We start from the raw sequence: 20,465 nt of genomic DNA, 5'->3' as shown, positions 1-20,465 counted from the left end.
ACTTTTTGAAACACCACCTAATTTTCATATGAATTGCAGAAAAAGATTAATCCTGAATGAGTACTTATTGAACTTTTGCTATCTAAATAAAAAAACCTTAAATCGGCTGATTTAAGGTCTGGATTTAAATCTTAAAAATCTAAGATTGTCTTAATCGACCAGTTTTTCGAATTTCATACTTTCACGATAATACTGACAGCCTTTATACAGCAGGAATACACCAATTAGGCCGGCTATCGCATTGACGATAGAAATCGAATTACCCACCATTAAGGTATTTTCATAATAACGGTCAGTAATCAGCGCCACCGCAGTTGTACCCACACCGAGTGCAATCAGGTTGGAAATTAGCAGGAATTTTGCTGATACCTGAGAGCGCAACTGGTTCGGTGTCAGCATCTGGGTAGCAGCGGCTGATGCCGGAATCGGAAAGGTGGAAAAGAACATCGCGACAAAGATCAATGCGAATGAAAACTGCATATTGTCGACCTGAGTAAATAGCACACTTGGAATGATCAGGGCAGCACAGCCAATTGCACCGGCACGGATCGCTGCATCGCTATAGCCACGTTTAGAAAAGAAGTCGATGAGCCAGCCACAGAATAGAGCACCTGAAGTATTTGCGACAAGAATAATACTTCCAAGGATATATCCGGTCTGGCTTGCATCCAGGCCAAAGTGACGCATGTAGTAGGCCGGTGCCCAGCCGAGCAGGGAATACAGCATCATGGTGTAGAAAGAGAAGCCAATAAAATGACAGAAGAAAGTTTTTTTATGGGTTTTGATAAAACCCATAGAATTTTTAAAAGATGCTTTAACTGCGACACCATTGGCATCCATTTTGAGGCCTTTACGTTCTGGTTCACGTACGGTCAGAATCATCATTAAGGCCAGTAATACACCCGGTAAACCGACAATCATAAAGGTCAGTTGCCAGGTTTTGATCTCACCAATTACCGGTAAAGTAATGAAGCTGACATCCTTGAGCAGACCAATCACATAGCCACCGATTAGGAACGCCAGTCCTGAACCGATAAAAGCGCCAATAGCATATACGCCTAGCGCACGGCCCAGTTTATGTTTAGGAAACAGATCTGCCACGATTGAGTAAAAAGCAGGAGAAAGTGCGGCTTCACCTGCACCGACACTGAGGCGAGCTAGGAACATCTGGATAAAGTTTTTGCTTAGGCCGCAGGCTGCAGTTGCCAGACTCCAGAAAGCGATCCCGACCGAAATAATTTTCACACGGGATTTTTTATCGGCTAGTGCGGCAATTGGTACGCCCATAAATGCATAGAACAGAGAAAAGGCCAGCCCTTGTAACAGGCTGAACTGGGTATCACTCAGCATTAGGTCAGCCTTAATCGGTTCAATCATCAGGGATAAAATCTGACGGTCTACGAAAGACAGAATATAGGCCACCATACAGATGATCACGACATACCATTGATAGCTGCTACGTTCTGAAGCTGCTGGTGGAATTTCTGTAGCTACCTGTTCAGGGATAGGCGTAGTAATTTTTAGATGAGAATCGAGTGGTTGGACGTCATTGTCAACCTTGTCTATGACCAATGTTTTTTCATTCATCATGCAACATCCTGTGCAAGTTATAGTGATTGGTTTATTTGATACATATTTAATTATTTTTATTTTTTACATGTATCAATTAGTCTAATCTAGGAGTAATTTGCATAGCCGTCAATATGTCTGGATTAAAAAGATACAATTATTTTTAAATAAATAAAAAAGGGAATCAAATAGACTCCCTTTTTGCTTTAAGTGTCTAAAAATAGTGCTTAAGCGGCTTTTTCTACGAGAGTCAGAATGTCATAAGTCGCGACCAGTTCATTGCGCTGGTTTTTCACTTTGATGTCCCAGACCACAACACCATGCGGTTTTTGCTCATCACGCAGTGGTTTTGGTGTTTTCTGCTTGCAGGTCAGTTCTACCTGAATGGTATCACCAATTTTCACAGGTTCTACGAAGCGCAGGTTATCCATACCGTAGTTGGCAATGACAGGACCTGGAGCAGCATCAACAAACAGGCCAGCAGCGGCAGAAACAATGAAGTAACCATGTGCGACACGTTCACCGAACAAGGATTCTGCAGCCGCAATCTTGTCCATATGTGCATAGAAGTAATCACCACTTAAACCACCAAAGTTGACAATATCAGCTTCAGTAATGGTACGGCGTGCAGTCAGCAGGCGCTCACCGATCCGCAGTTCGTCGAAAGATTTCTTGAATGGATGCACACGGTCTTCAAATACCTCCGCACCCGCGGTCCAGCTATGACCGACCTGAGTCAGCGCATTTGGTGAGCCTTGAATAGCAGTACGCTGCATATAGTGTTTCACTGCACGCAGGCCGCCGAGTTCCTCACCACCGCCAGCACGCCCCGGACCACCATGCACTAACAATGGGAGTGGTGAACCATGACCGGTACTTTCCTTGGCGCTCTCACGGTCCAGAATATGCACACGACCATGCCAAGGCGCGATCTTGCTGAGTAGCTGTTCAATATTTTCATCATGGTTACGCACAATTGAAGCAACCAGACTTCCTTCACCACGAGCTACTAATGTTGCCAGTTGTGACAGGTCACTATACGGCATCAGTGTAACCACTGGGCCAAAGGCTTCGATATTGTGAATCTGCTGGGCCTGAACTGGATCTTTACATAACAGCACTGTTGGCGGATAGAAAGCAGATTTTTCTGGGTGTGCGACCTGGATGCTAAAATCCTGGCGTAGGTGGCTACCCATGATGATTTCAGCTTCCTGTGCCAGTTGTTCTACCTTAGCAGCAACATCATGCTTCTGTTTAACGCTGGCCAGAGCACCCATGGTTACGCCGTCCTGTGCAGGATCACCGATGACTACTTTCTGTAGTTTTTCAGTCAGGCGCCGCTGTACAGTATCGAGTAATGCTGCTGGCACAAAGGCACGACGAATTGCAGTACATTTTTGTCCGGCCTTGGTCGTCATTTCACGGAAGACTTCACGCACAAACAAGTCAATGGTTTCATCGTTGGCTTGCTGGGTCAGGATGGCGCTGTTCACCGAATCGGCTTCCATGCTGAATGGAATGGAGTGGGCATTCAGGTGTGGATGTGCACGTAGTTTCTGGCCGGTAGCAGCCGAACCTGTGAAGGTTACTGTATCCTGTGCATTCAGGTGATCAAACAGGTTGTAAGTCTGTCCGCAGATCAGCTGCAGAGCACCTTCTGGCAGTAAATTACTGGCTAAAATGTCTTTAACCACTGCATGTGTCAGTTCTGCGCCTTCTGTTGCCGGTTTAACAATACATGGCACGCCGGCTAGTAGAGTCGGTGCAATTTTTTCCAGCATGCCCCAGATTGGAAAGTTAAATGCATTGATATGCACTGCTACACCGGCTTTTGGGCTCAGGATGTGTTTGGCACCAAAGCTGCCCTGTTTGGATAATGGAATCCAGGCATCTTCAACCAGTGTAGTTTCATCGCTGAGTTCACGGCGAACCAGACTTGAATAGGCAAACAGGGTGCCAATCCCACCTTCAATATCAATCCAGGCATCTTTGCGGGTACAGCCGGTTGCAGCTGCCAGGCAGTAATAATCTTCCTTACGTTCCAGTAAATATTGTGCCACCTGTTTCAGGGCATTGGCACGCTGGTGGAAAGTCCAGTGGGCAATGGCAGCACCTTTCTGTTTGGCATATTGCACTACGTTATGCATGTCGATGCCGTGGCTACTGACTTGGTAAATCGCTTCACCGCTAATGGCGTGATAGACCGTACGTAAGTCATTTTGTGCGCTATGTTCACCGCCTAAAGCCAGTGAACTCAATACTTTAACTTTAGTTGAATAATGCGCCTGTGTGTCGTCCTGAAGATCCGTGTTCTGGGTAGTGCTGTCCAGTTCCAACATTGTATAACTCCATTTATGATACGTTGTTGAGTTTGTTTTTACTTTTGATGTTTCATAAACTGCAACCTAAAAGCTTAAATGTCAATCATAATCGATGATTAAAAAAGTAAACTTCATGTAATAAAAAAAATAAAAATAATATAAACAATAACTTAGAGTAAAATGCTTTTTAAAAATATATGATACTAAAAAAATAGTATTGATTTTATATTTGTATCGTTTTAATTTGAGTGTATCAGCACTTGGGATAAGTGAAACAAACATGAATAAGCAACAACAAACATTCGATCAGAAGATAGAGCAGGACATTTCTATTGAAGCGAAGGACTGGATGCCGGATGCCTATAGAAAGACCCTGATCCGCCAGATTGGCCAGCATGGGCATTCAGAAGTGATTGGCATGCTGCCAGAAGGTAACTGGATTACCCGCGCACCGACTTTGAAACGTAAAGCGGTATTGCTGGCTAAAGTGCAAGATGAAGCAGGACATGGCCTGTACCTCTACAGTGCAGCAGAAACGCTTGGTGCAGACCGTGATGATATGATGGAAAAGCTAATTGCTGGCCGCATGAAATATTCATCCATTTTTAACTATCCAACCCTGACCTGGGCAGATGTAGCGGCGATTGGCTGGCTGGTAGATGGGGCGGCAATCGTCAATCAGGTGGCACTGTGTCGTACATCTTATGGTCCTTATGCACGTGCCATGGTGCGTATCTGTAAAGAAGAAAGTTTCCACCAGCGTCAAGGCTTTGAGGCCATGATGCAACTGGCACAAGGTACGCCAGAACAGAAACAGATGGCACAGGATGCAGTGAACCGTTTCTGGTGGCCGGCACTGATGATGTTTGGTCCAAGTGATGGCAATTCTCCAAACAGTGCTCAAAGCATGCAGTGGAAAATCAAATTATTCAGTAATGATGCATTGCGTCAGAAATTCGTCGACAACACCGTACCGCAAGTATTGCAGCTTGGCCTGACTGTGCCGGACCCAGATCTGAAGTTTAATGAAGAAACAGGCCACTATGAATTTGGCGAAGTGAACTGGGATGAATTCTTCGATGTGCTGGCAGGTAAAGGTCCATGTAACCATGAACGTATCGAAGCGCGTCGCAAGGCTTGGGAAGATGGCAAATGGGTACGTGAATCAGCAGCAGTTTATGCCAGCAAGCAACAGCAGCAGTTAGACAACAGAAAAATTGCCTAAGGCAACGGAATAGCACAAGGATATGCAAATGAACAAGAATAACTGGTCTTTATACGAAGTATTTATTCGCAGCAAACAGGGTCTGAGCCACCGCCATGTCGGCAGCCTGCGCGCTCCTGATGATGAAATTGCCCTGCAAAATGCCCGTGACGTCTATACCCGCCGCAATGAAGGGATAAGTATCTGGGTAGTGAAATCTGAACTGATTACCTCATCTCAACCAGATGAAAAACCAGAGTTTTTTGATCCTTCACTGAACAAGGTCTACCGTCATCCGACCTTCTATCACATTCCAGATGGCATCGAGCACATGTAAGGTGGAGGGCAGAGCAATGACGAATCAGGTATTAGCACAATTTTTACTACATGTTGGCGACAGCCAGCTCATCCTTTCACACCGTCTGGCAGAGTGGTGCGGTCATGCACCGGAGCTGGAACTGGATATTGCACTGGCAAATATCGGCTTGGATTTACTGGGTCAGGCACGTACAGCACTGAGTCTTGCCGGTGAAATTGAAGGACTGGGCCGTGATGAAGACAAACTGGCTTATTTCCGTACCGAGCGTGAATACCGCAATTTGCTGTTGAGTGAACAGCCAAATGGTGACTTTGGTCAAACCATCGTGCGTCAGTGGTTGATGGATCATTACCATGCTTTGCTGTTTGCAGCACTCAGCAATAGTAGGAATGAAAACATTTCTTCATTCGCCATCAAGTCGCTGAAAGAGGTGAAATACCATTTGCGTTTTTCAACCTCATGGATGGAACGCCTGAGCTTAGGTACGGCAGAAGCACATGAAAAAATCCAGAATGGTCTGAACCAGCTATGGCGCTTTACTGAAGAGCTGTTCAGTCTGACTGCAGATGAGCGTCAGCTGGTTGATGCTTACCTGATTCCTGATCTGGAACTGCTGAAACCGAAATGGCTGGAAACCATATCTGCCGAGTTGCAACGTTTTGAACTGAGCTTGCCAGAAAGTGGTGCTTACCGTAGTGGCGCCAAGCAGGGACTACATACCGAACATCTGGGTTATGTACTGGCGGAACTGCAATATATGCAGCGCAGCTATCCAAGTATGAACTGGTAAATCCAACACATCACAGGGAGTGAGTGGCATGAATCTGATCAGACATGTAGAAGATCAATGCTGGGATATCCTGGCACAGGTTTCCGATCCGGAAATTCCGGTCCTGTCGGTCCTTGACCTGGGCATGATTCGCGGGGTGGAGATCAACCCGCAGGATGAAATCATCGTCCGATTGACCCCCACCTATAGTGGCTGTCCGGCAACCGATCTGCTTAAGGCGGAAATCACCCAGGCATTTGCAGCACATGAGCTGACGCCGGTCAAAGTTGTGGTCGATCTGTCAGAAGCATGGACCACCGACTGGATGAGTGAGGAAGGCAAACAGAAACTGCAGCAATATGGCATTGCCCCGCCCAAAGGTGGTTCAAACAGCTGCGGTACCCATGTCGCACTCAGCGATGGCATCCAGTGTCCACATTGTCATAGCCAGCACACCCGATTACTCAGTGAATTCAGTTCAACCGCTTGCAAGGCGCTGTACAAATGTCAGGAATGCCTGGAGCCGTTTGACTATTTTAAATGTATTTAAGGGCTTAAGCGCACAAGCCATAACAATAAAGCGTGAGATCGCCACAGCTCAAGAAGGATTTTGAAATGAGCCAGTTTATTCCGTTAACCATCAAATCGATTCAGCCTCAGACTGAACAGGCAATTTGCATTGCTTTTGAACTGAGTCCAGAACATGCCGATAGTTTTCAGTATCAGCCGGGCCAACACCTGACCATCCGTCACATGGCAGAACAGGGAGAATTGCGTCGTTGCTATTCGATCTGTAGTGATACTGATGAAGACATGAGTATCGCGATCAAGAAAATTGATCAGGGCCAGTTCTCGACCTGGGCCAATGAAAACCTGAAAGTCGGCGATGTACTAGAAGTGATGCCACCACAAGGTGTGTTTTTCCAGAAAGCGGCCAAGGCTGGTGGCAAACACTATCTGGGCTTTGCTGCAGGCAGTGGCATTACACCAATTTTGTCTATTGTCAAAGCAGTATTGAGCCGTCAGCAAGATGCCACTTTTACACTGGTTTATGGTAACCGTTCCTGGAAACAGACCATGTTCTCTGAACAGATCATGGATCTGAAAGACCGCTTTAAAGAGCGTCTGCAACTGATCAACATTTTCTCGCGTGAGCTGAATGATAGCGAGATTTTCAATGGCCGTATTGATGCAGAAAAATTGCAGCAGTTGTTTCAGGCGGGCCTGCTTCCAGCAGAAACCGATCATTGCTTCGCCTGTGGTCCTGAAGAAATGATGAATGCGGTAGAAACCGTGTTGCCAACCCTCGGGATCGAACGCAGCAAAATTCACACGGAACGCTTCAATACCGGTACTGCACCAAAAGCATCTGCACAGCAGATCGAAAGCCGTACCGAGGAAAAGGTCAACATCATTCTGGATGGCCGTGAGCTGATCATTGAAGTGTCCAAACAGGATGACAGCATTCTGGATGCGGCTTTACGTGCTGGAGCAGATCTACCTTATGCCTGCAAGGGCGGGGTATGCGCAACCTGTAAATGTAAGGTGCTGCAAGGTGAAGTGGAAATGGCGATCAACTATAGCTTGGAAGAAGAAGAAATCCAGAAAGGTTATGTGCTGAGCTGCCAGGCGCGTCCAACCACTCAAAATGTTCGTCTCAGTTTCGACGAGTAAAGATTTTAAATTAAGCACCATGCAGATAAATGCATGAACGAAATAGAAACTTAAAAGGTGTGTAATGGATTACCAAACAATTATTGTTGAAGAAAAAAATGCAGTGGGCTACCTGACTTTTAATCGTCCAAAACAGCTCAACAGTTTTAATGAAACCATGCATCAGGAAGTATCTTCTGTCGTAAAACGCTGGGCGCAAGATTCAGCAATTCGCGCTGTAGTGATTTCTGCAGAAGGTCGTGGTTTCTGTGCCGGTCAGGACCTGAATGATCGTGTGGTTGATCCAAATGCTGATGCGCCAGATCTCGGGCTATCGATTGAAAAATACTACAACCCGCTGATTAAACTGATTGCTGAAATGCCAAAACCGGTAATCTGTGCCGTGAATGGCGTGGCAGCGGGTGCAGGTGCCAATATTGCACTGGCTTGTGACATCGTGGTAGCTGCCAAATCTGCTTCATTTATTCAGGCTTTTTGCCGTCTCGGTCTGGTGCCAGATTCAGGGGGTACCTGGTTCCTGCCACGTCTGGTTGGCCGTGCTCAAGCGATGGGTCTTGCGATGTTGGGTGACAAAATCTCGGCTGAACGTGCGCTGCAACTCGGCATGATCTGGCAGGTAGTTGAAGATGATCAGTTAAAAGCAGAAGCTGAAAAAATGGCTGAACATCTGGCGACTCAGCCGACTTATGGTCTATCCCTGATTAAGAAAGCGATTCATGCCGCCGCAGACAATAATCTGGATGAACAACTGATTCTGGAGCGCGATCTGCAACGTCTGGCGGGCCGTTCTAGTGATTATCGTGAGGGCGTTCAGGCCTTTATGCAAAAACGAACACCACAATATAAGGGCTGCTAAATCTGCCGGAGATGGATTTGATTCGGCTCAAAGTTGTGCGATTTTTTCCTTTCAGTTATCGCTTAGCAACTTGGTCGAGTTGAACTATTCCTGACGGGTATGAATATGATACCTATTTGGTCTGATGGTTAGTTAGGTCTTATGTTATATGTAGTGGTACCTTGATAGTAAATGAAATCTGAAAAATATAGATTTATGCACTATTTTCTACTCAAGATATTGATCTATTAATTTTTTTTATTTTATTTATTCAGATAAATAATTTGAATGAGTAAATAGAATTTAATATGGCACAAATTTAAAAATATTAAAAAATATGTATCGTATTTTTGGTGAAGAGTGATACATCCTAGTATATATTGAACTAATTAGACAGCGCTAGGACAGGCGCAACAAGGATCGCCAACAGACTAAGGGATGGCCAGCTAAGGAACAAGAACGATGGAACATGCTTATATTTTTGACGGTATTCGTACCCCAATTGGTCGTTATGCAGGTGATTTGAGTAGTATTCGTGCCGATGACCTTGCTGCTTTACCGATCCAGTATTTAAAACAGCAGCATCCTAATCTGCCGTGGGCAGAAGTTGATGAGGTAATTTTAGGCTGTGCCAATCAGGCCGGTGAAGATAATCGTAATGTCGCGCGTATGGCAGCACTTTTAGCGGGCCTGCCGGAAAGTGTGCCTGCCATTACTGTAAATCGTCTCTGTGCTTCCGGTCTGGATGCTGTCGGTCTGGCAGCACGTGCAATTAAATCGGGTGAAGCGCAATTTGTAGTGGCCGGTGGGGTAGAATCCATGAGCCGTGCGCCATTTGTACAATCCAAGCCAACCACAGCATTTAGCCGTACTCCGGAAATTTATGACACCACTATTGGCTGGCGTTTTATCAATCCAAAATTCAAGGCAGGTTTCGGCGTAGATAGCATGCCGGAAACGGCAGAAAACGTAGCTGAAAAATATCAGATTAATCGTGAAGATCAGGATCTGTTTGCTTATCGCAGCCAGCAAAAAACTGCACAGGCACAGCAGAATGGTATTTTTCAGGCAGAAATTCTGCCAGTAGAAATCAAAGGTGCTACTCAGGTGATTGTTGAAGATGAGCATCCACGTGCCGATACTACTTTAGAAAAATTGGCTTCTTTAAAAGCACCATTTCGCAAGGAAGGTGGTTCGGTAACTGCGGGTAATGCGTCTGGTGTCAATGACGGTGCAGCCTGTGTGCTACTGGGTAATAAATATTTCGCAGAACAATATGGGCTGAAACCGCTAGCACGGGTGGTAGGAATCGCCAGTGCAGGAGTAGAACCACGTTATATGGGTATCGGTCCAGTGCCCGCAGTGCAGAAAGTATTAAAACAGACAAACTTAAGTCTAGAACAGATGGATGTGATCGAACTAAATGAAGCCTTTGCCGCACAGGCGCTTGCAGTGCTACGTGAGCTAGGACTTCAGGATGACGATCCACGAGTCAATCCAAACGGTGGTGCTATTGCTCTTGGCCATCCGCTGGGTATGAGCGGCACCCGTCTGGTGATTACTGCCATGCATGAACTGAAACGCCGTAAAGGCAAATATGCACTCTGCACCATGTGTGTCGGTGTCGGTCAAGGTGTTGCACTGGTTTTAGAAAATATGGATTAAACACATCATTCAATCAATGAATTAAACCGTGGTCAGGAAGACTGCGTCAGGAGTAAGAATATGAATAACAATGCAATGGAAAAAATTGAAAAAGTATCGGTTGATGAGTTACGCAGTGTTCAGCTAAAGCGTATGAAAAAGATGTTGCAACATGCTTATCAGAATAGCCCGGTTTATAAAAAGAAATTCGATGATGCTGGCGTGCATCCAGACGATTTTAACTCTCTGGAAGACCTGGCCAAATTCCCGTTCACCACCAAGCAGGATCTTCGCGAAAACTATCCATTTGGCATGTTTGCTGTGCCTCAGGAGCAGATTGTCCGTGTACATGCTTCTTCAGGGACCACAGGTCAGCCGACTGTAGTCGGTTATACCCAGAATGACATTAACACTTGGTCAGATGTGGTGGCACGCTCGTTACGCGCAGCCGGACTCAGCAGTAAAGATACGATTCAGGTATCTTATGGATACGGCCTGTTTACTGGCGGGTTGGGTGCACATTATGGGGTAGAACGTCTGGGTGCCACCGTAATCCCGATGTCAGGTGGTCAGACCGACAAGCAGGCCCAGCTGATTCATGATTTCAAGCCAACGGCTTTAATGGTCACGCCATCTTACTGTCTGAATATTATTGAGTGTCTGGAGAAAAAATTCGGGACTGCCAAGGATTGTTCGATCAAGACCGGGATCTTTGGTGCAGAGCCATGGACCAATGAAATGCGCCGTGAAATCGAAGAACGTCTGGGTATTGATGCACTGGATATTTATGGCCTGTCTGAAGTGATGGGGCCGGGTGTAGCGATGGAATGTCTGGAATCTAAAGATGGTCCTACCATTTGGGAAGATCACTTCTATCCTGAAATTATCCATCCGGAAACTGGTGAAGTATTACCTGATGGTGAGCTGGGTGAACTGGTATTTACCACCATTACTAAAGAGGGTATGCCGGTGATTCGTTACCGTACCCGTGATCTGACACGCTTATTGCCTGGTACAGCACGTACCATGCGTCGTATGGACAAGATTGTAGGTCGCAGTGATGACATGATGATTATTCGTGGTGTGAATGTGTTCCCATCACAAATTGAAGAGCAAATCCTGCATATTCCGCAGCTTATTCCAAATTATCAGATTCAGATTTGTAAACAGGGTCATCTGGATACATTGCATATTCGTACCGAAATGCGTAAAGATAATGCTATAAATATGACACACCAATTGGCAAATCAGCTGAAAGTACAAATCAAGACCATGGTCGGGATTAGTGTCAGTGTGGAAGTTTTACCGGAAGGTAGCTTGCCACGTTCTGAAGGTAAGGCTCAGCGGGTGTTTGATATCCGAAAGTCCGCTTAAATACGTCTGGATGACAGGCTCAGGTCTGTCATCCGGCTTTGACAAGGTAAATTGAACGTAATGAATCCGAAATTAAAACAAGTAATTGATGATTTCATTCAGAATGAGACCCTCAGTGGAACCTCATTGGTAATGACGATTTTTGGTGACAGCATTTATCACCGTGGGGGAGTCATTAGTCTTGCCAGCCTGATTCAGCTGATGGATGTATTTGGCTTCAATGAGCGTTCTGTGCGTACCGCCGTATTCCGTCTGGTACAAAATGGCTGGCTGAGTTCAGAAAAGATTGGCCGCACCAGTTATTACCGGATTACCGAAAGCAGCCGTCAGCGTTTTATTACCGCAGACCAGAAAATTTATAGTTTCCAGCATAATGAATGGGATCAGAAATGGGATCTGGTTCTGCTCAGTTCAGTTGAACTAGAAAATAAACAAACGCTAAAAAAAGAACTGGAATGGTTAGGCTTTGCCAATATCGCGACCAATGTCATGGCCTATCCGGGGTGTGATCAGCAGAAACTGCAAAACCTGTTACTGAATAACAAGATGACCGATCAGGTCGTAGTGTTTCGTGCTGAAACTTTACAGCTCTGGCAGGAATCTTATCCAACCATTAAACGCATGGTTGAAACCAATTGGCCAATTCCTGAACTGCATCAGCGTTATGAAAAATTTATTAGCGATTTCCGCGAGTTTTTCTATCTGGTGGAAAATGAAGAGGAACTGGATCCGGTACAAGCCTTCCAGATTCGTATCCTGTTGATCCATCAATATCGCCGTATTTTACTAAAAGACCCGAATCTGCCATTTGAACTGTTGCCAACAGACTGGTTGTCACTGATTGCGCGCAACCTGAGTACCAATCTATATCAGACAGTATTTGCAGCAGGAGATGAGTTTTTCCTGGAAACTGCCCGGACAGCGGAAGGTCTTATGCCACCTGCACATCCACAATTTTATAAACGTTTTGGTGGCTTAAAGCAGCCGGAATTGACTTTTTGATATTTAAAAGATCATGAACCTAGTAGCTCAAGGAGGAGTCTATGCCATGTTATGCGATTGATGGGGTTATTCCTGTCGTCAGCCCTAAAGCTTATGTTCATCCTACGGCTGTGCTGATCGGTGATGTGATCATTGAAGCCGGAGTTTATATTGGTCCGTTCGCTTCGTTGCGTGCCGATTTTGGCCGGATTCATATCCAGAAAAATGCCAATGTACAGGATTCCTGTGCCATTCATGGATTTCCGGACAGTGTGACCTTGGTTGAAGAATATGGCCATGTTGGTCATGGTGCCATTCTGCATGGCTGCGTGGTACGAAAAAATGCCTTGATCGGTATGAACAGTGTAATTCTGGATGAGGCCGAAATCGGGGAGAATGTCATTGTTGGGGCCAACAGTACAGTTAAGGCTAAATTCAAAGTGCTAGCAAATAATCTGGTACTTGGCAGTCCGGCAAAAGTCATCCGTCCTTTAGAAGAAAAAGAAATTGCCTGGAAAAGCCATGGCACCGAGCAATATATCCAGCTCACTACACGTTGCCTGAATACCATGCAGGAAGTAGAAGCTTTAACCGAAAATTCCGCAGAGCGACGTAGTTATCAGAACTTTAAAGCGGATTATCAAATCAAGCAAAATAGTTAAACTCGCTGATTTTTAAAAAATTTAGATAATTAAAATACGCTAATTTTTTAGTTTTAAAATTATTGGAAATGAAACCAAATTACTATTGTCGCCTTTCCGGATCGAGTTAAGCTGTGAGAAAACAGGTCAGGAAAGTGCAGATGGAAAGTCGGGAATTTAAAGACCATTTCTCCCAGCAGTCCCAAGATTATGCCTTGTTTCGCCCGCATTATCCGGATACTTTGGGAAAGATATTGGCAGAGTTGGCACCGAGTACGAAAGTAGCTTTAGATGTTGGCTGTGGCTCAGGACAGTTTTCAGAGGTTTTGGCACATTATTTTGATCAGGTGATTGCCATTGATGCGAGTAGCAAACAAATCGCACAGGCCCAACCTCATCCGAAAATTCAATATCATCAGGCCTTAGCCGAAGAAATCCCATGTGTTGACCAGAGTGTGGATCTGATTTCAGTTGCACAGGCTGCACATTGGCTGGATCTGGACAAGTTCTATGCGGAAGTTCGCCGTATTGCAAAACCTAATACCATTTTAGCTCTTATTAATTATGGGGTATTCAGCATCGATGAAGAACATCTGAATCATTATTTCAGACATTTTTATGAAGTGACGATCGCGCCTTATTGGGCACCTGAACGCCGCCATGTTGATGAAGGATACAAAAATCTACCATTCCCATTTCATGAAATTGCTGTACAGCCGACGGTATTACAAGTCGAGTGGAGCTTTTACCAATTGATAGGCTATATGAGTACCTGGTCAGCCGTAAAAGCAGCTACCCAGGCACTCGGACATAATCCGCTGAATGTACTGGCAGATGCCTTATTGCCAGAATGGGAAGACCCAGAATTGCCCCGGGTAGTGAGCTGGCCGCTATCGCTACGAGTGGGAAGGATAAATCCAGATAAAGGAATGGATAATTAAATAAAAAGCCCAGTCTTAGCTGAGTTTTTATAATATTGAAGATCAATCAGCTTATTTGTTTAAAAGCATTTCCAGCACAAATTTGGAACCGATAAAACCGAGCGCCAGCAGGCCAAACCCAAGCAGGGTAAAGCGAACTGCTTTCTGGCCACGCCAGCCAAATTTCCAGTGTCCAATCAATAATGCGCCATAAACCAGCCAGGACACAATACTAAAGGCAGTCTTATGGGCCAGATGCTGGGCGAAGAAATTATCAATGGTAAAGAAGCCGAAACCCAATGCCAGTGTCAGTAAAATGAAACCGGTCATCAGCATATCGAACAATAAAGATTCCATATCTTGATAGGATGGCAACAGATTCACCCAAATCCGACGTTTCTGTTTTTTCTTCAGTTCACGGTCCTGAAACCGCAAAATCACGGCCTGAATCGTCGCCATCAATAACACAGCGTAAGCAGATAGGGACAAGATAATATGAATATCCAGACCCAGGGAATTCTGTGCAATGACTTTCGCTGGCTGGGTGAAACTAAAACCGAGGATCAGGCCGGTCGCAGCGACGGGAATACCAATCAGGTTTAGCGCAATAATCGGCCGATAGGTACTATAAATGATGCTTAGCAGCAACATTAGCCCTGAAGTAAAGGAAAGTAAGGCAAATACATCATAATTCATCCCCATCGGGGTATACATGTCACCTGATAAAACCAAAGCATGGAGTACCAGTCCAACTAAAGCTGTTAAGCCGACAAACCATTGATTTGGAGTACGTTTAGTCATTAAATGAATGAACAGATACCAAAAAGAGGAGGTATAAGCGATTAATGCTAAGATCGTGTAAACCAAGGGTAGGCTAAGCATGTCAAACCTTTTTAAGGGTGATGAATATTCATTTATATAAATTCAGTGCGAACTACAGTATCCTATAGCATTCTATGCATAAATTTTCTATTTTAAGAAACAATTTTTTGCTACTGGCTATTTTAAGCGGATTTTGCAATGTTTGATACCTTAACAGAACGACTCACGCAGAGTTTAAGAAATGTTACTGGCTCAGGGCAGCTAACCGAAGACAATATTAAAGATACGTTACGTGAAGTACGTATGGCACTTCTTGAAGCCGACGTTGCGTTACCTGTAACTCGTGAATTTATCGCGAAAGTTAAGGAAGAAGCATTAGGCCAGGAAGTGATGACTCAGTTATCACCAGGGCAAGCTTTCGTCAAAATCGTTTATGACGAATTGACCAAAATGATGGGCGAGGCCAATGAAAGCCTTGACCTTGCAGCGAAACCACCGGTGGTGGTACTGCTTGCCGGTTTGCAGGGTGCGGGTAAAACCACGACTGCAGCCAAACTTGCACGCTTTCTGCAAGAACGTCAAAAGAAAAAAGTGGCTATGGTGTCTGCCGACGTTTATCGTCCGGCTGCGATCAAGCAGTTACAGACAGTGGCTGGCGAAGTTGGCGCGATTTTCCTTGAATCAAGTGCTACTGAAAAGCCAATCAGTATCGTTAATCGTGCAATTGAACAGGCAAAAATCCAGTTTGCCGATGTGTTGATTGTCGATACCGCAGGTCGTCTGCATATCGATGACGATATGATGGAAGAGATTAAAGAGCTGCATGCAGCGATTAATCCGACTGAAACCCTGTTCGTGGTCGATGCCATGACTGGTCAGGATGCGGCGAATACAGCCAAAGCATTTAACGATGCGCTTCCTTTGACGGGTGTGATCCTGACTAAAACCGATGGTGATGCGCGCGGTGGTGCAGCACTTTCTGTTCGTGCGATTACTGGCAAGCCAATCAAGTTTCTTGGTATGGGCGAAAAACTGGATGCCCTTGAGCCATTCCATCCGGAACGTGTGGCACAGCGTATTCTGGGCATGGGTGACGTGCTTTCTTTGGTCGAAGAAGTTGAACGCAAAATCGACAAAGAAAAAGCCGAAAAAATGGCGAAGAAATTGCAGAAAGGCGGTAGCTTCAACTTTGAAGATATGCTGATGCAATTCGAGCAGATGAACAAGATGGGCGGCATGATGGGCTTCCTGGACAAACTTCCAGGTATGAGCAATTCTGGTATTCAAGATGCGATTGCGCAGGCGAATCCTGAAAAGCAAGTGAAGAAAATGGAAGCGATTATTCAGTCAATGACCATTAAGGAACGCCGTAACCCTGACCTGATGAATCCAAGCCGTAAAAAGCGTATTGCAGCAGGTTGCGGTATGGAAGTGTCAGAAGTCAACAAGCTGATCAAGCAGCATGCGCAAATGGCGAAGATGATGAAGAAATTTGCCAATCCGTCGGGTATGGCAAAAATGATGAAATCACTGAGCGGTCTGCAAAAACAGTTTGGTGGCGGCGGTGGTATGGGTCCACTGTTCGGCGGCAACGACAAAAAATAACTGTTTTAAATAAGAAAGGCGCGTATAGCGCCTTTTTTATTGTCTGTATTTTCTTTTATATCCACTTTAAACGAAACAACATTTGCTTACCCAAATTTCCAGAAAAATCAGGCAGACTCGAAAACATTCGAAATAAAATAATACAGAAGGATGTATCTAATGACTCAAGTGATTGTGGTGCATGGCTATACCGCAAGTCCTGAAGAAAACTGGTTTCCATGGATTCAGGAAAAAGCCCAGCAGGAACATGTCAGCTTGAAAGTACTCAGACTTGACCCATCGACTACGCCAAAACTGGAGGTCTGGGAACAGCAAATGCGTGAACAGATTGACGGGATTGACGAAAACAGTATTTTTATTGCACATAGCTTAGGATGTCTGGCTGCATTACATTATTTAAGTCGCGAATTAAAAAATCAAAAAATCAAACAACTGGTTTTAGTGGCCGGTTTTAATGGTAGACTGGGACGTCTGGAAGAAGTTAATCCTTTCATTGACGCGGCTGAAGTGGATTTTGATTTACTGAAACGTCAGATTGATGAACGTATAGTGATTTATTCGGAAGGTGATGATCGGGTTCAGCCTGACTTTAGCCTGGCGCAGGCGGAAAGTCTAGATGCTATCGTGGTCTGTGCCGAGCATCAAGGGCATTTCATTAATTCGCAAGGCTGTACTGAACTGCCGGAAGTCTGGCGAGTGATTCAGCCTTATCTGATCCAATCTTCCAATGAATAGGGAAGATGATGAATAGATTGGTTCAATGATGGCAGGATGAAGTTGAATAAGGAATATTGAATTTCATCCGCTAATAAATAATTAAAAACTTAACTTTTGTCGGAGCATTTTGCTCTCAATATAATAAGTACAATGCTATGAAAAATATAACGAAGAAAGTCTATATCGTGCCTGATTATCAGGCGACCTCAAATGACCACTGGTATCCATGGTTAAGCCGGCAGATCAAAGACGCAGGGTTCGAGGCCAAACGGATCATGCTGGCCAACCCTTTTCAACCTGATCTGGAAGAATGGCAGCACAACCTGAAACTGCAGATTCCGCATCTGGATGAGCATAGTTTCATTGTTGCGCATGGCTTGGGTGGCTTAAGTGCTCTAAAGTTTCTCGAAGATCACTATAGCCGTACGCAATTGAAAATTGGCGGGCTCATGCTGGTCGCAGCTTTTGATACACCATTGGTGGCCTGGTCGGAACTAAATAAAATGGTGCAGGCAGTAAAGTTAGATCTGAACAATCTATCACATGGTGCCAAACGCTTTGTAATGCTGCTTTCCAGCAATGATCCTTATGTGCCTGCACCGATTTCACTGCGTTTGGGCCATAGCCTGAATGCACAGATTTTTGAAATCAAAAATGCAGGGCATTTTAACAAGCTGGATGGCTATGCAGATTTTTCAAAGTTACTCGAGCTCCTCAAACTGTGTCTGGCAAATGATCTGCAAAATGCTGCAGGCCTTTAAGTAATAAGTCTGGTTCAATCACGGGCTGAAACCGTTCGAGATGCTGGGCAAAGAGTGCAGCATCTCCACCAGTCAGGATCAGCTGTGCCGGAAAATCTTGCAGTACTTTTTCAATGGTGCTGAGCAGACCGAATAAAATGCCATGATGCACGGCATCAATGGTATTGCGTCCAGGACTGAGTTCCTCGAAAGCTACATCTGGGATTTTAATGCCTTTGGTATTCTGGATCAGGGAATCGCGTTGTAAATACAGATTCGGCAGGATATAACCGCCGAGATGTTCTTGGCCTTGGGCTAGATCAATGGTCAGGGCAGTCCCGCAGCTGATGACACAGTAATTTTGATCGGCTGACTTGGCAACGGCCAGCACCTGCAACCAGCGGTCAATCCCAAGCTGTGAAGGATCATCATAGCCACAGATCAGACCGGCATAGCGTGCCTGTACTTTGGCAAAAACCACAGGAATGTTCAGGCAGGTCAGAATCGATTGAATACGGACATTATTCGCTTTGTCCAGTACTGAAGAAATTCCGACTTGATGCAGACCCAAACTTTTAAAGTGCTGAATCAAGCCAAGAAGTAAGTCGGCAGGGGATTGTAAATGCATTTCCGCGGCATGTTCAATGATCTGGTTCTGCTCCGTAATCCAGTATTTGAGCCGTGTATTGCCGATATCCAACCATAGTTTTTTCATTGAATGATGCCTGTTCAGCCGCCGTTTTTAAGACGGAGTTGCCCCTGATAAAATATCTGCGTACCTGCATCCGTTTCGATAATAACGGCACCATCGTCCTGAATGCCGAGGAAAGTTCCGGAATATTGGCCTTGAATATCGGTAAATTCAACTGTTTGCTGGAAAAATGCGGCATATTGCTTAAACCGTGCTGGTAGATTCTGACTGCCATAATTAAACCATTCACCCGCTTGCTGAATAGCCAGATACAACTCGGCAATCAGATCCACACGTGAAGCATGCTGTAGTCCCAATTCAGTCAGAGAAGTCACCTGCTGGTCTGGAACGCTTTCCGTGAGTGGACTGATATTGATCCCGACGCCGACCACCACCTGTTGGGTCGAAATCGGTTCAATCAGAATGCCGCCCCATTTCCCTTGCAGGCTGTACAGGTCATTGGGCCATTTTACCTGCAAGTCCAGTCCTTTTAGACTTGGCATTTGCAGGATATTTAATGCAATTTCCAGCGCCAGACGACCATCGATTGCTTTTTGTGTATGCAGCAATGTGCTTAAATAGATGTTCCCCTCAGGAGAAATCCACTGACGTTGACGCTGTCCACGTCCTTGGGTTTGCACGCGGCTACACACCAGTACCTGTTGTACCCCTTTGGTTGCTAGTTCCCGGACATCGTCATTGGTCGATGTGGTAATGGGCTTGATCAGCAGCACTTCAGGGAGTTGGCCTGCTTGACTTAAACGTTGCTGCAGTTCGCGAGTTTCTACATCCATTTGAATCTAAACGTGGTAAATGTCGTTATGGAGTTAATCATATATTTATTGATTGGTGCAATTGCAGGATTTGCCGCAGGCCTGTTTGGCGTTGGTGGTGGTCTGATTATCGTGCCAATCCTGTACATTGTTTTTACCCAGCTCCAGTACAATCCAAGCGTGATTATGCATATGGCAGTCGGAACTTCTCTGGCCACGATTATTGTGACCTCAATTAGTTCGGTGATGGCGCATCATCAGAGAGGGGCAGTGTTATGGGAGGTAGTGCGTAATCTGGCACCCGGCCTGGTCATTGGCTCATTCTTAGGAGCTGGAATTGCAGATTATTTATCGGGCCAAGGTCTGCAATTGCTGATTGGCTTCTTTGCAGTCTGGATTGCATTCAGAATGTTTAGAGGCGCACATTATCAGGTTGATCCGAATCAGAAATTGCCTTCAGCCGCATTACAGCTGGCAGCGGGTGGTGGCATTGGCGTGGCATCGGCCATATTCGGGATTGGTGGCGGCAGTTTGACTGTGCCTTTCCTGAATCGTTGTGGTGTCGTCATCCAGAAAGCGGTAGCCACTTCTGCTGCCTGCGGTTTGCCGATCGCGGTGGCCGGTGCCTTAGGTTTCATCTGGTTTGGTCAGAAAGCTGAAGTCGAAGTGCCAAATACGATTGGTTATATTCATATTTATGCGTTTATTGGTATTAGTGTGATGAGTTTTATTACTGCAAAATTTGGTGCAAAAGTGGCGCATTTATTATCACCAGTTCTATTAAAAAAATGTTTTGCGGCCTTACTGACTACAGTTGGTCTGTATTTTATCTATCAAGGCTTTACTACCTGAACTACTCATTTTTT

Annotated in this window: 20 protein-coding genes; 15 read left to right on the top strand and 5 right to left on the bottom strand. The window is 45.2% G+C overall.

What is annotated here, in order from left to right; translation table 11 throughout:
* Positions 1-150 precede the first annotated feature (150 nt).
* Both B3Q46_RS14760 and paaZ read right to left on the bottom strand, forming a co-directional pair.
* The gene (locus B3Q46_RS14760; RefSeq protein ID WP_005234216.1) at positions 151-1,590 is read right to left on the bottom strand and encodes a spinster family MFS transporter; all 1,440 of its coding nucleotides are present in this window, start codon (positions 1,588-1,590) and stop codon (positions 151-153) included.
* Between the two features lie 206 nt (positions 1,591-1,796).
* Complete coding sequence (paaZ, locus tag B3Q46_RS14755) at positions 1,797-3,908, bottom strand: phenylacetic acid degradation bifunctional protein PaaZ (protein ID WP_005234217.1); 2,112 nt, start codon at positions 3,906-3,908, stop codon at positions 1,797-1,799.
* A 262-nt stretch (positions 3,909-4,170) separates the two neighbouring features.
* On the opposite strand from paaZ, the gene paaA reads away from it, so the two are divergent.
* The 11 genes from paaA to B3Q46_RS14700 all read left to right on the top strand — a co-directional run bounded on the left by paaA (position 4,171) and on the right by B3Q46_RS14700 (position 14,272).
* A complete protein-coding gene (paaA, locus tag B3Q46_RS14750) occupies positions 4,171-5,115 on the top strand; it encodes a 1,2-phenylacetyl-CoA epoxidase subunit PaaA (RefSeq protein ID WP_005234218.1) in 945 nt (314 codons plus the stop codon).
* A gap of 28 nt (positions 5,116-5,143) precedes the next feature.
* Positions 5,144-5,431: a 1,2-phenylacetyl-CoA epoxidase subunit PaaB gene (paaB, locus tag B3Q46_RS14745; RefSeq protein ID WP_005234219.1), complete on the top strand. Its 288-nt coding sequence runs from the start codon at positions 5,144-5,146 to the stop codon at positions 5,429-5,431.
* Between the two features lie 16 nt (positions 5,432-5,447).
* Positions 5,448-6,203: a 1,2-phenylacetyl-CoA epoxidase subunit PaaC gene (paaC, locus tag B3Q46_RS14740; protein ID WP_005234220.1), complete on the top strand. Its 756-nt coding sequence runs from the start codon at positions 5,448-5,450 to the stop codon at positions 6,201-6,203.
* A gap of 28 nt (positions 6,204-6,231) precedes the next feature.
* Positions 6,232-6,732, top strand: a complete 501-nt coding sequence (gene paaD, locus B3Q46_RS14735; protein ID WP_005234222.1) for a 1,2-phenylacetyl-CoA epoxidase subunit PaaD — start codon at positions 6,232-6,234, stop codon at positions 6,730-6,732.
* Between the two features lie 65 nt (positions 6,733-6,797).
* Positions 6,798-7,856: a 1,2-phenylacetyl-CoA epoxidase subunit PaaE gene (gene paaE / locus B3Q46_RS14730; RefSeq protein WP_005234225.1), complete on the top strand. Its 1,059-nt coding sequence runs from the start codon at positions 6,798-6,800 to the stop codon at positions 7,854-7,856.
* 64 nt (positions 7,857-7,920) lie between these two features.
* A complete protein-coding gene (gene paaG / locus B3Q46_RS14725) occupies positions 7,921-8,712 on the top strand; it encodes a 2-(1,2-epoxy-1,2-dihydrophenyl)acetyl-CoA isomerase PaaG (protein WP_005234227.1) in 792 nt (263 codons plus the stop codon).
* Between the two features lie 441 nt (positions 8,713-9,153).
* A complete protein-coding gene (gene pcaF / locus B3Q46_RS14720; protein WP_005234228.1) occupies positions 9,154-10,356 on the top strand; it encodes a 3-oxoadipyl-CoA thiolase in 1,203 nt (400 codons plus the stop codon).
* Positions 10,357-10,416: 60 nt separating this feature from the next.
* Positions 10,417-11,709 carry a phenylacetate--CoA ligase PaaK gene (gene paaK, locus B3Q46_RS14715; RefSeq protein ID WP_005234230.1) on the top strand — a complete coding sequence of 431 codons (1,293 nt, stop codon included), beginning with the start codon at positions 10,417-10,419 and terminating at the stop codon, positions 11,707-11,709.
* A 60-nt stretch (positions 11,710-11,769) separates the two neighbouring features.
* Entirely contained in the window at positions 11,770-12,711 is a 942-nt protein-coding gene (paaX, locus tag B3Q46_RS14710) for a phenylacetic acid degradation operon negative regulatory protein PaaX (RefSeq protein WP_005234232.1), read from the top strand.
* Positions 12,712-12,752: 41 nt separating this feature from the next.
* Positions 12,753-13,352: a hypothetical protein gene (locus B3Q46_RS14705; RefSeq protein WP_005234234.1), complete on the top strand. Its 600-nt coding sequence runs from the start codon at positions 12,753-12,755 to the stop codon at positions 13,350-13,352.
* A 140-nt stretch (positions 13,353-13,492) separates the two neighbouring features.
* Positions 13,493-14,272 (top strand): class I SAM-dependent methyltransferase, encoded by a 780-nt coding sequence (locus B3Q46_RS14700; RefSeq protein WP_005234236.1) that lies wholly within the window; start codon positions 13,493-13,495, stop codon positions 14,270-14,272.
* Positions 14,273-14,323: 51 nt separating this feature from the next.
* Here B3Q46_RS14700 and B3Q46_RS14695 read toward each other — a convergent pair whose 3' ends face one another.
* The gene (locus tag B3Q46_RS14695) at positions 14,324-15,133 is read right to left on the bottom strand and encodes a cytochrome C assembly family protein (protein WP_005234238.1); all 810 of its coding nucleotides are present in this window, start codon (positions 15,131-15,133) and stop codon (positions 14,324-14,326) included.
* A gap of 138 nt (positions 15,134-15,271) precedes the next feature.
* Between B3Q46_RS14695 and ffh the strand changes: the two genes are divergently transcribed.
* The 3 genes from ffh (at position 15,272) to B3Q46_RS14680 (ending at position 18,156) form a co-directional block, all read left to right on the top strand.
* Positions 15,272-16,678: a signal recognition particle protein gene (ffh, locus tag B3Q46_RS14690; RefSeq protein ID WP_004783356.1), complete on the top strand. Its 1,407-nt coding sequence runs from the start codon at positions 15,272-15,274 to the stop codon at positions 16,676-16,678.
* A 159-nt stretch (positions 16,679-16,837) separates the two neighbouring features.
* Positions 16,838-17,413: an RBBP9/YdeN family alpha/beta hydrolase gene (locus B3Q46_RS14685; protein WP_005234240.1), complete on the top strand. Its 576-nt coding sequence runs from the start codon at positions 16,838-16,840 to the stop codon at positions 17,411-17,413.
* 137 nt (positions 17,414-17,550) lie between these two features.
* The gene (locus tag B3Q46_RS14680; RefSeq protein ID WP_005234241.1) at positions 17,551-18,156 is read left to right on the top strand and encodes an RBBP9/YdeN family alpha/beta hydrolase; all 606 of its coding nucleotides are present in this window, start codon (positions 17,551-17,553) and stop codon (positions 18,154-18,156) included.
* Here the strand turns inward: B3Q46_RS14680 and B3Q46_RS14675 are convergent.
* Positions 18,110-18,850 carry a type III pantothenate kinase gene (locus B3Q46_RS14675; protein WP_005234243.1) on the bottom strand — a complete coding sequence of 247 codons (741 nt, stop codon included), beginning with the start codon at positions 18,848-18,850 and terminating at the stop codon, positions 18,110-18,112. The two genes, B3Q46_RS14680 and B3Q46_RS14675, sit on opposite strands and share 47 nt — an antisense overlap.
* Positions 18,851-18,864: 14 nt before the next feature.
* Positions 18,865-19,620 carry a biotin--[acetyl-CoA-carboxylase] ligase gene (locus B3Q46_RS14670; protein ID WP_005234244.1) on the bottom strand — a complete coding sequence of 252 codons (756 nt, stop codon included), beginning with the start codon at positions 19,618-19,620 and terminating at the stop codon, positions 18,865-18,867.
* A 27-nt stretch (positions 19,621-19,647) separates the two neighbouring features.
* On the opposite strand from B3Q46_RS14670, the gene B3Q46_RS14665 reads away from it, so the two are divergent.
* On the top strand, positions 19,648-20,451 hold the full coding sequence (locus B3Q46_RS14665; protein ID WP_005234245.1) for a sulfite exporter TauE/SafE family protein: 804 nt from the start codon (positions 19,648-19,650) through the stop codon (positions 20,449-20,451).
* Positions 20,452-20,465 lie beyond the last annotated feature (14 nt).

Origin of the sequence: Acinetobacter sp. UBA2581, from assembly GCF_002339435.1 — a bacterium.
Taxonomy (GTDB): Bacteria; Pseudomonadota; Gammaproteobacteria; order Pseudomonadales; family Moraxellaceae; genus Acinetobacter; species Acinetobacter variabilis.
Note: the sequence above shows the minus strand (reverse complement) of the source record. Positions and strands in the feature narration are given on the sequence as shown.

What these genes read in the sequence shown, in the direction of transcription:
- paaG (WP_005234227.1), top strand. Translation starts at nt 7,921, where the DNA reads ATGGATTACCAAACAATTATTGTTGAAGAAAAAAATGCAGTGGGCTAC.
- paaC (WP_005234220.1), top strand. Translation starts at nt 5,448, where the DNA reads ATGACGAATCAGGTATTAGCACAATTTTTACTACATGTTGGCGACAGC.
- paaZ (WP_005234217.1), bottom strand. Translation starts at nt 3,908, where the DNA reads ATGTTGGAACTGGACAGCACTACCCAGAACACGGATCTTCAGGACGAC.
- ffh (WP_004783356.1), top strand. Translation starts at nt 15,272, where the DNA reads ATGTTTGATACCTTAACAGAACGACTCACGCAGAGTTTAAGAAATGTT.
- B3Q46_RS14700 (WP_005234236.1), top strand. Translation starts at nt 13,493, where the DNA reads ATGGAAAGTCGGGAATTTAAAGACCATTTCTCCCAGCAGTCCCAAGAT.
- B3Q46_RS14685 (WP_005234240.1), top strand. Translation starts at nt 16,838, where the DNA reads ATGACTCAAGTGATTGTGGTGCATGGCTATACCGCAAGTCCTGAAGAA.
- B3Q46_RS14760 (WP_005234216.1), bottom strand. Translation starts at nt 1,590, where the DNA reads ATGATGAATGAAAAAACATTGGTCATAGACAAGGTTGACAATGACGTC.
- pcaF (WP_005234228.1), top strand. Translation starts at nt 9,154, where the DNA reads ATGGAACATGCTTATATTTTTGACGGTATTCGTACCCCAATTGGTCGT.
- paaX (WP_005234232.1), top strand. Translation starts at nt 11,770, where the DNA reads ATGAATCCGAAATTAAAACAAGTAATTGATGATTTCATTCAGAATGAG.
- B3Q46_RS14680 (WP_005234241.1), top strand. Translation starts at nt 17,551, where the DNA reads ATGAAAAATATAACGAAGAAAGTCTATATCGTGCCTGATTATCAGGCG.
- paaD (WP_005234222.1), top strand. Translation starts at nt 6,232, where the DNA reads ATGAATCTGATCAGACATGTAGAAGATCAATGCTGGGATATCCTGGCA.
- B3Q46_RS14705 (WP_005234234.1), top strand. Translation starts at nt 12,753, where the DNA reads ATGCCATGTTATGCGATTGATGGGGTTATTCCTGTCGTCAGCCCTAAA.
- paaE (WP_005234225.1), top strand. Translation starts at nt 6,798, where the DNA reads ATGAGCCAGTTTATTCCGTTAACCATCAAATCGATTCAGCCTCAGACT.
- paaA (WP_005234218.1), top strand. Translation starts at nt 4,171, where the DNA reads ATGAATAAGCAACAACAAACATTCGATCAGAAGATAGAGCAGGACATT.
- paaK (WP_005234230.1), top strand. Translation starts at nt 10,417, where the DNA reads ATGAATAACAATGCAATGGAAAAAATTGAAAAAGTATCGGTTGATGAG.
- paaB (WP_005234219.1), top strand. Translation starts at nt 5,144, where the DNA reads ATGAACAAGAATAACTGGTCTTTATACGAAGTATTTATTCGCAGCAAA.
- B3Q46_RS14665 (WP_005234245.1), top strand. Translation starts at nt 19,648, where the DNA reads ATGGAGTTAATCATATATTTATTGATTGGTGCAATTGCAGGATTTGCC.
- B3Q46_RS14675 (WP_005234243.1), bottom strand. Translation starts at nt 18,850, where the DNA reads ATGAAAAAACTATGGTTGGATATCGGCAATACACGGCTCAAATACTGG.
- B3Q46_RS14670 (WP_005234244.1), bottom strand. Translation starts at nt 19,620, where the DNA reads ATGGATGTAGAAACTCGCGAACTGCAGCAACGTTTAAGTCAAGCAGGC.
- B3Q46_RS14695 (WP_005234238.1), bottom strand. Translation starts at nt 15,133, where the DNA reads ATGCTTAGCCTACCCTTGGTTTACACGATCTTAGCATTAATCGCTTAT.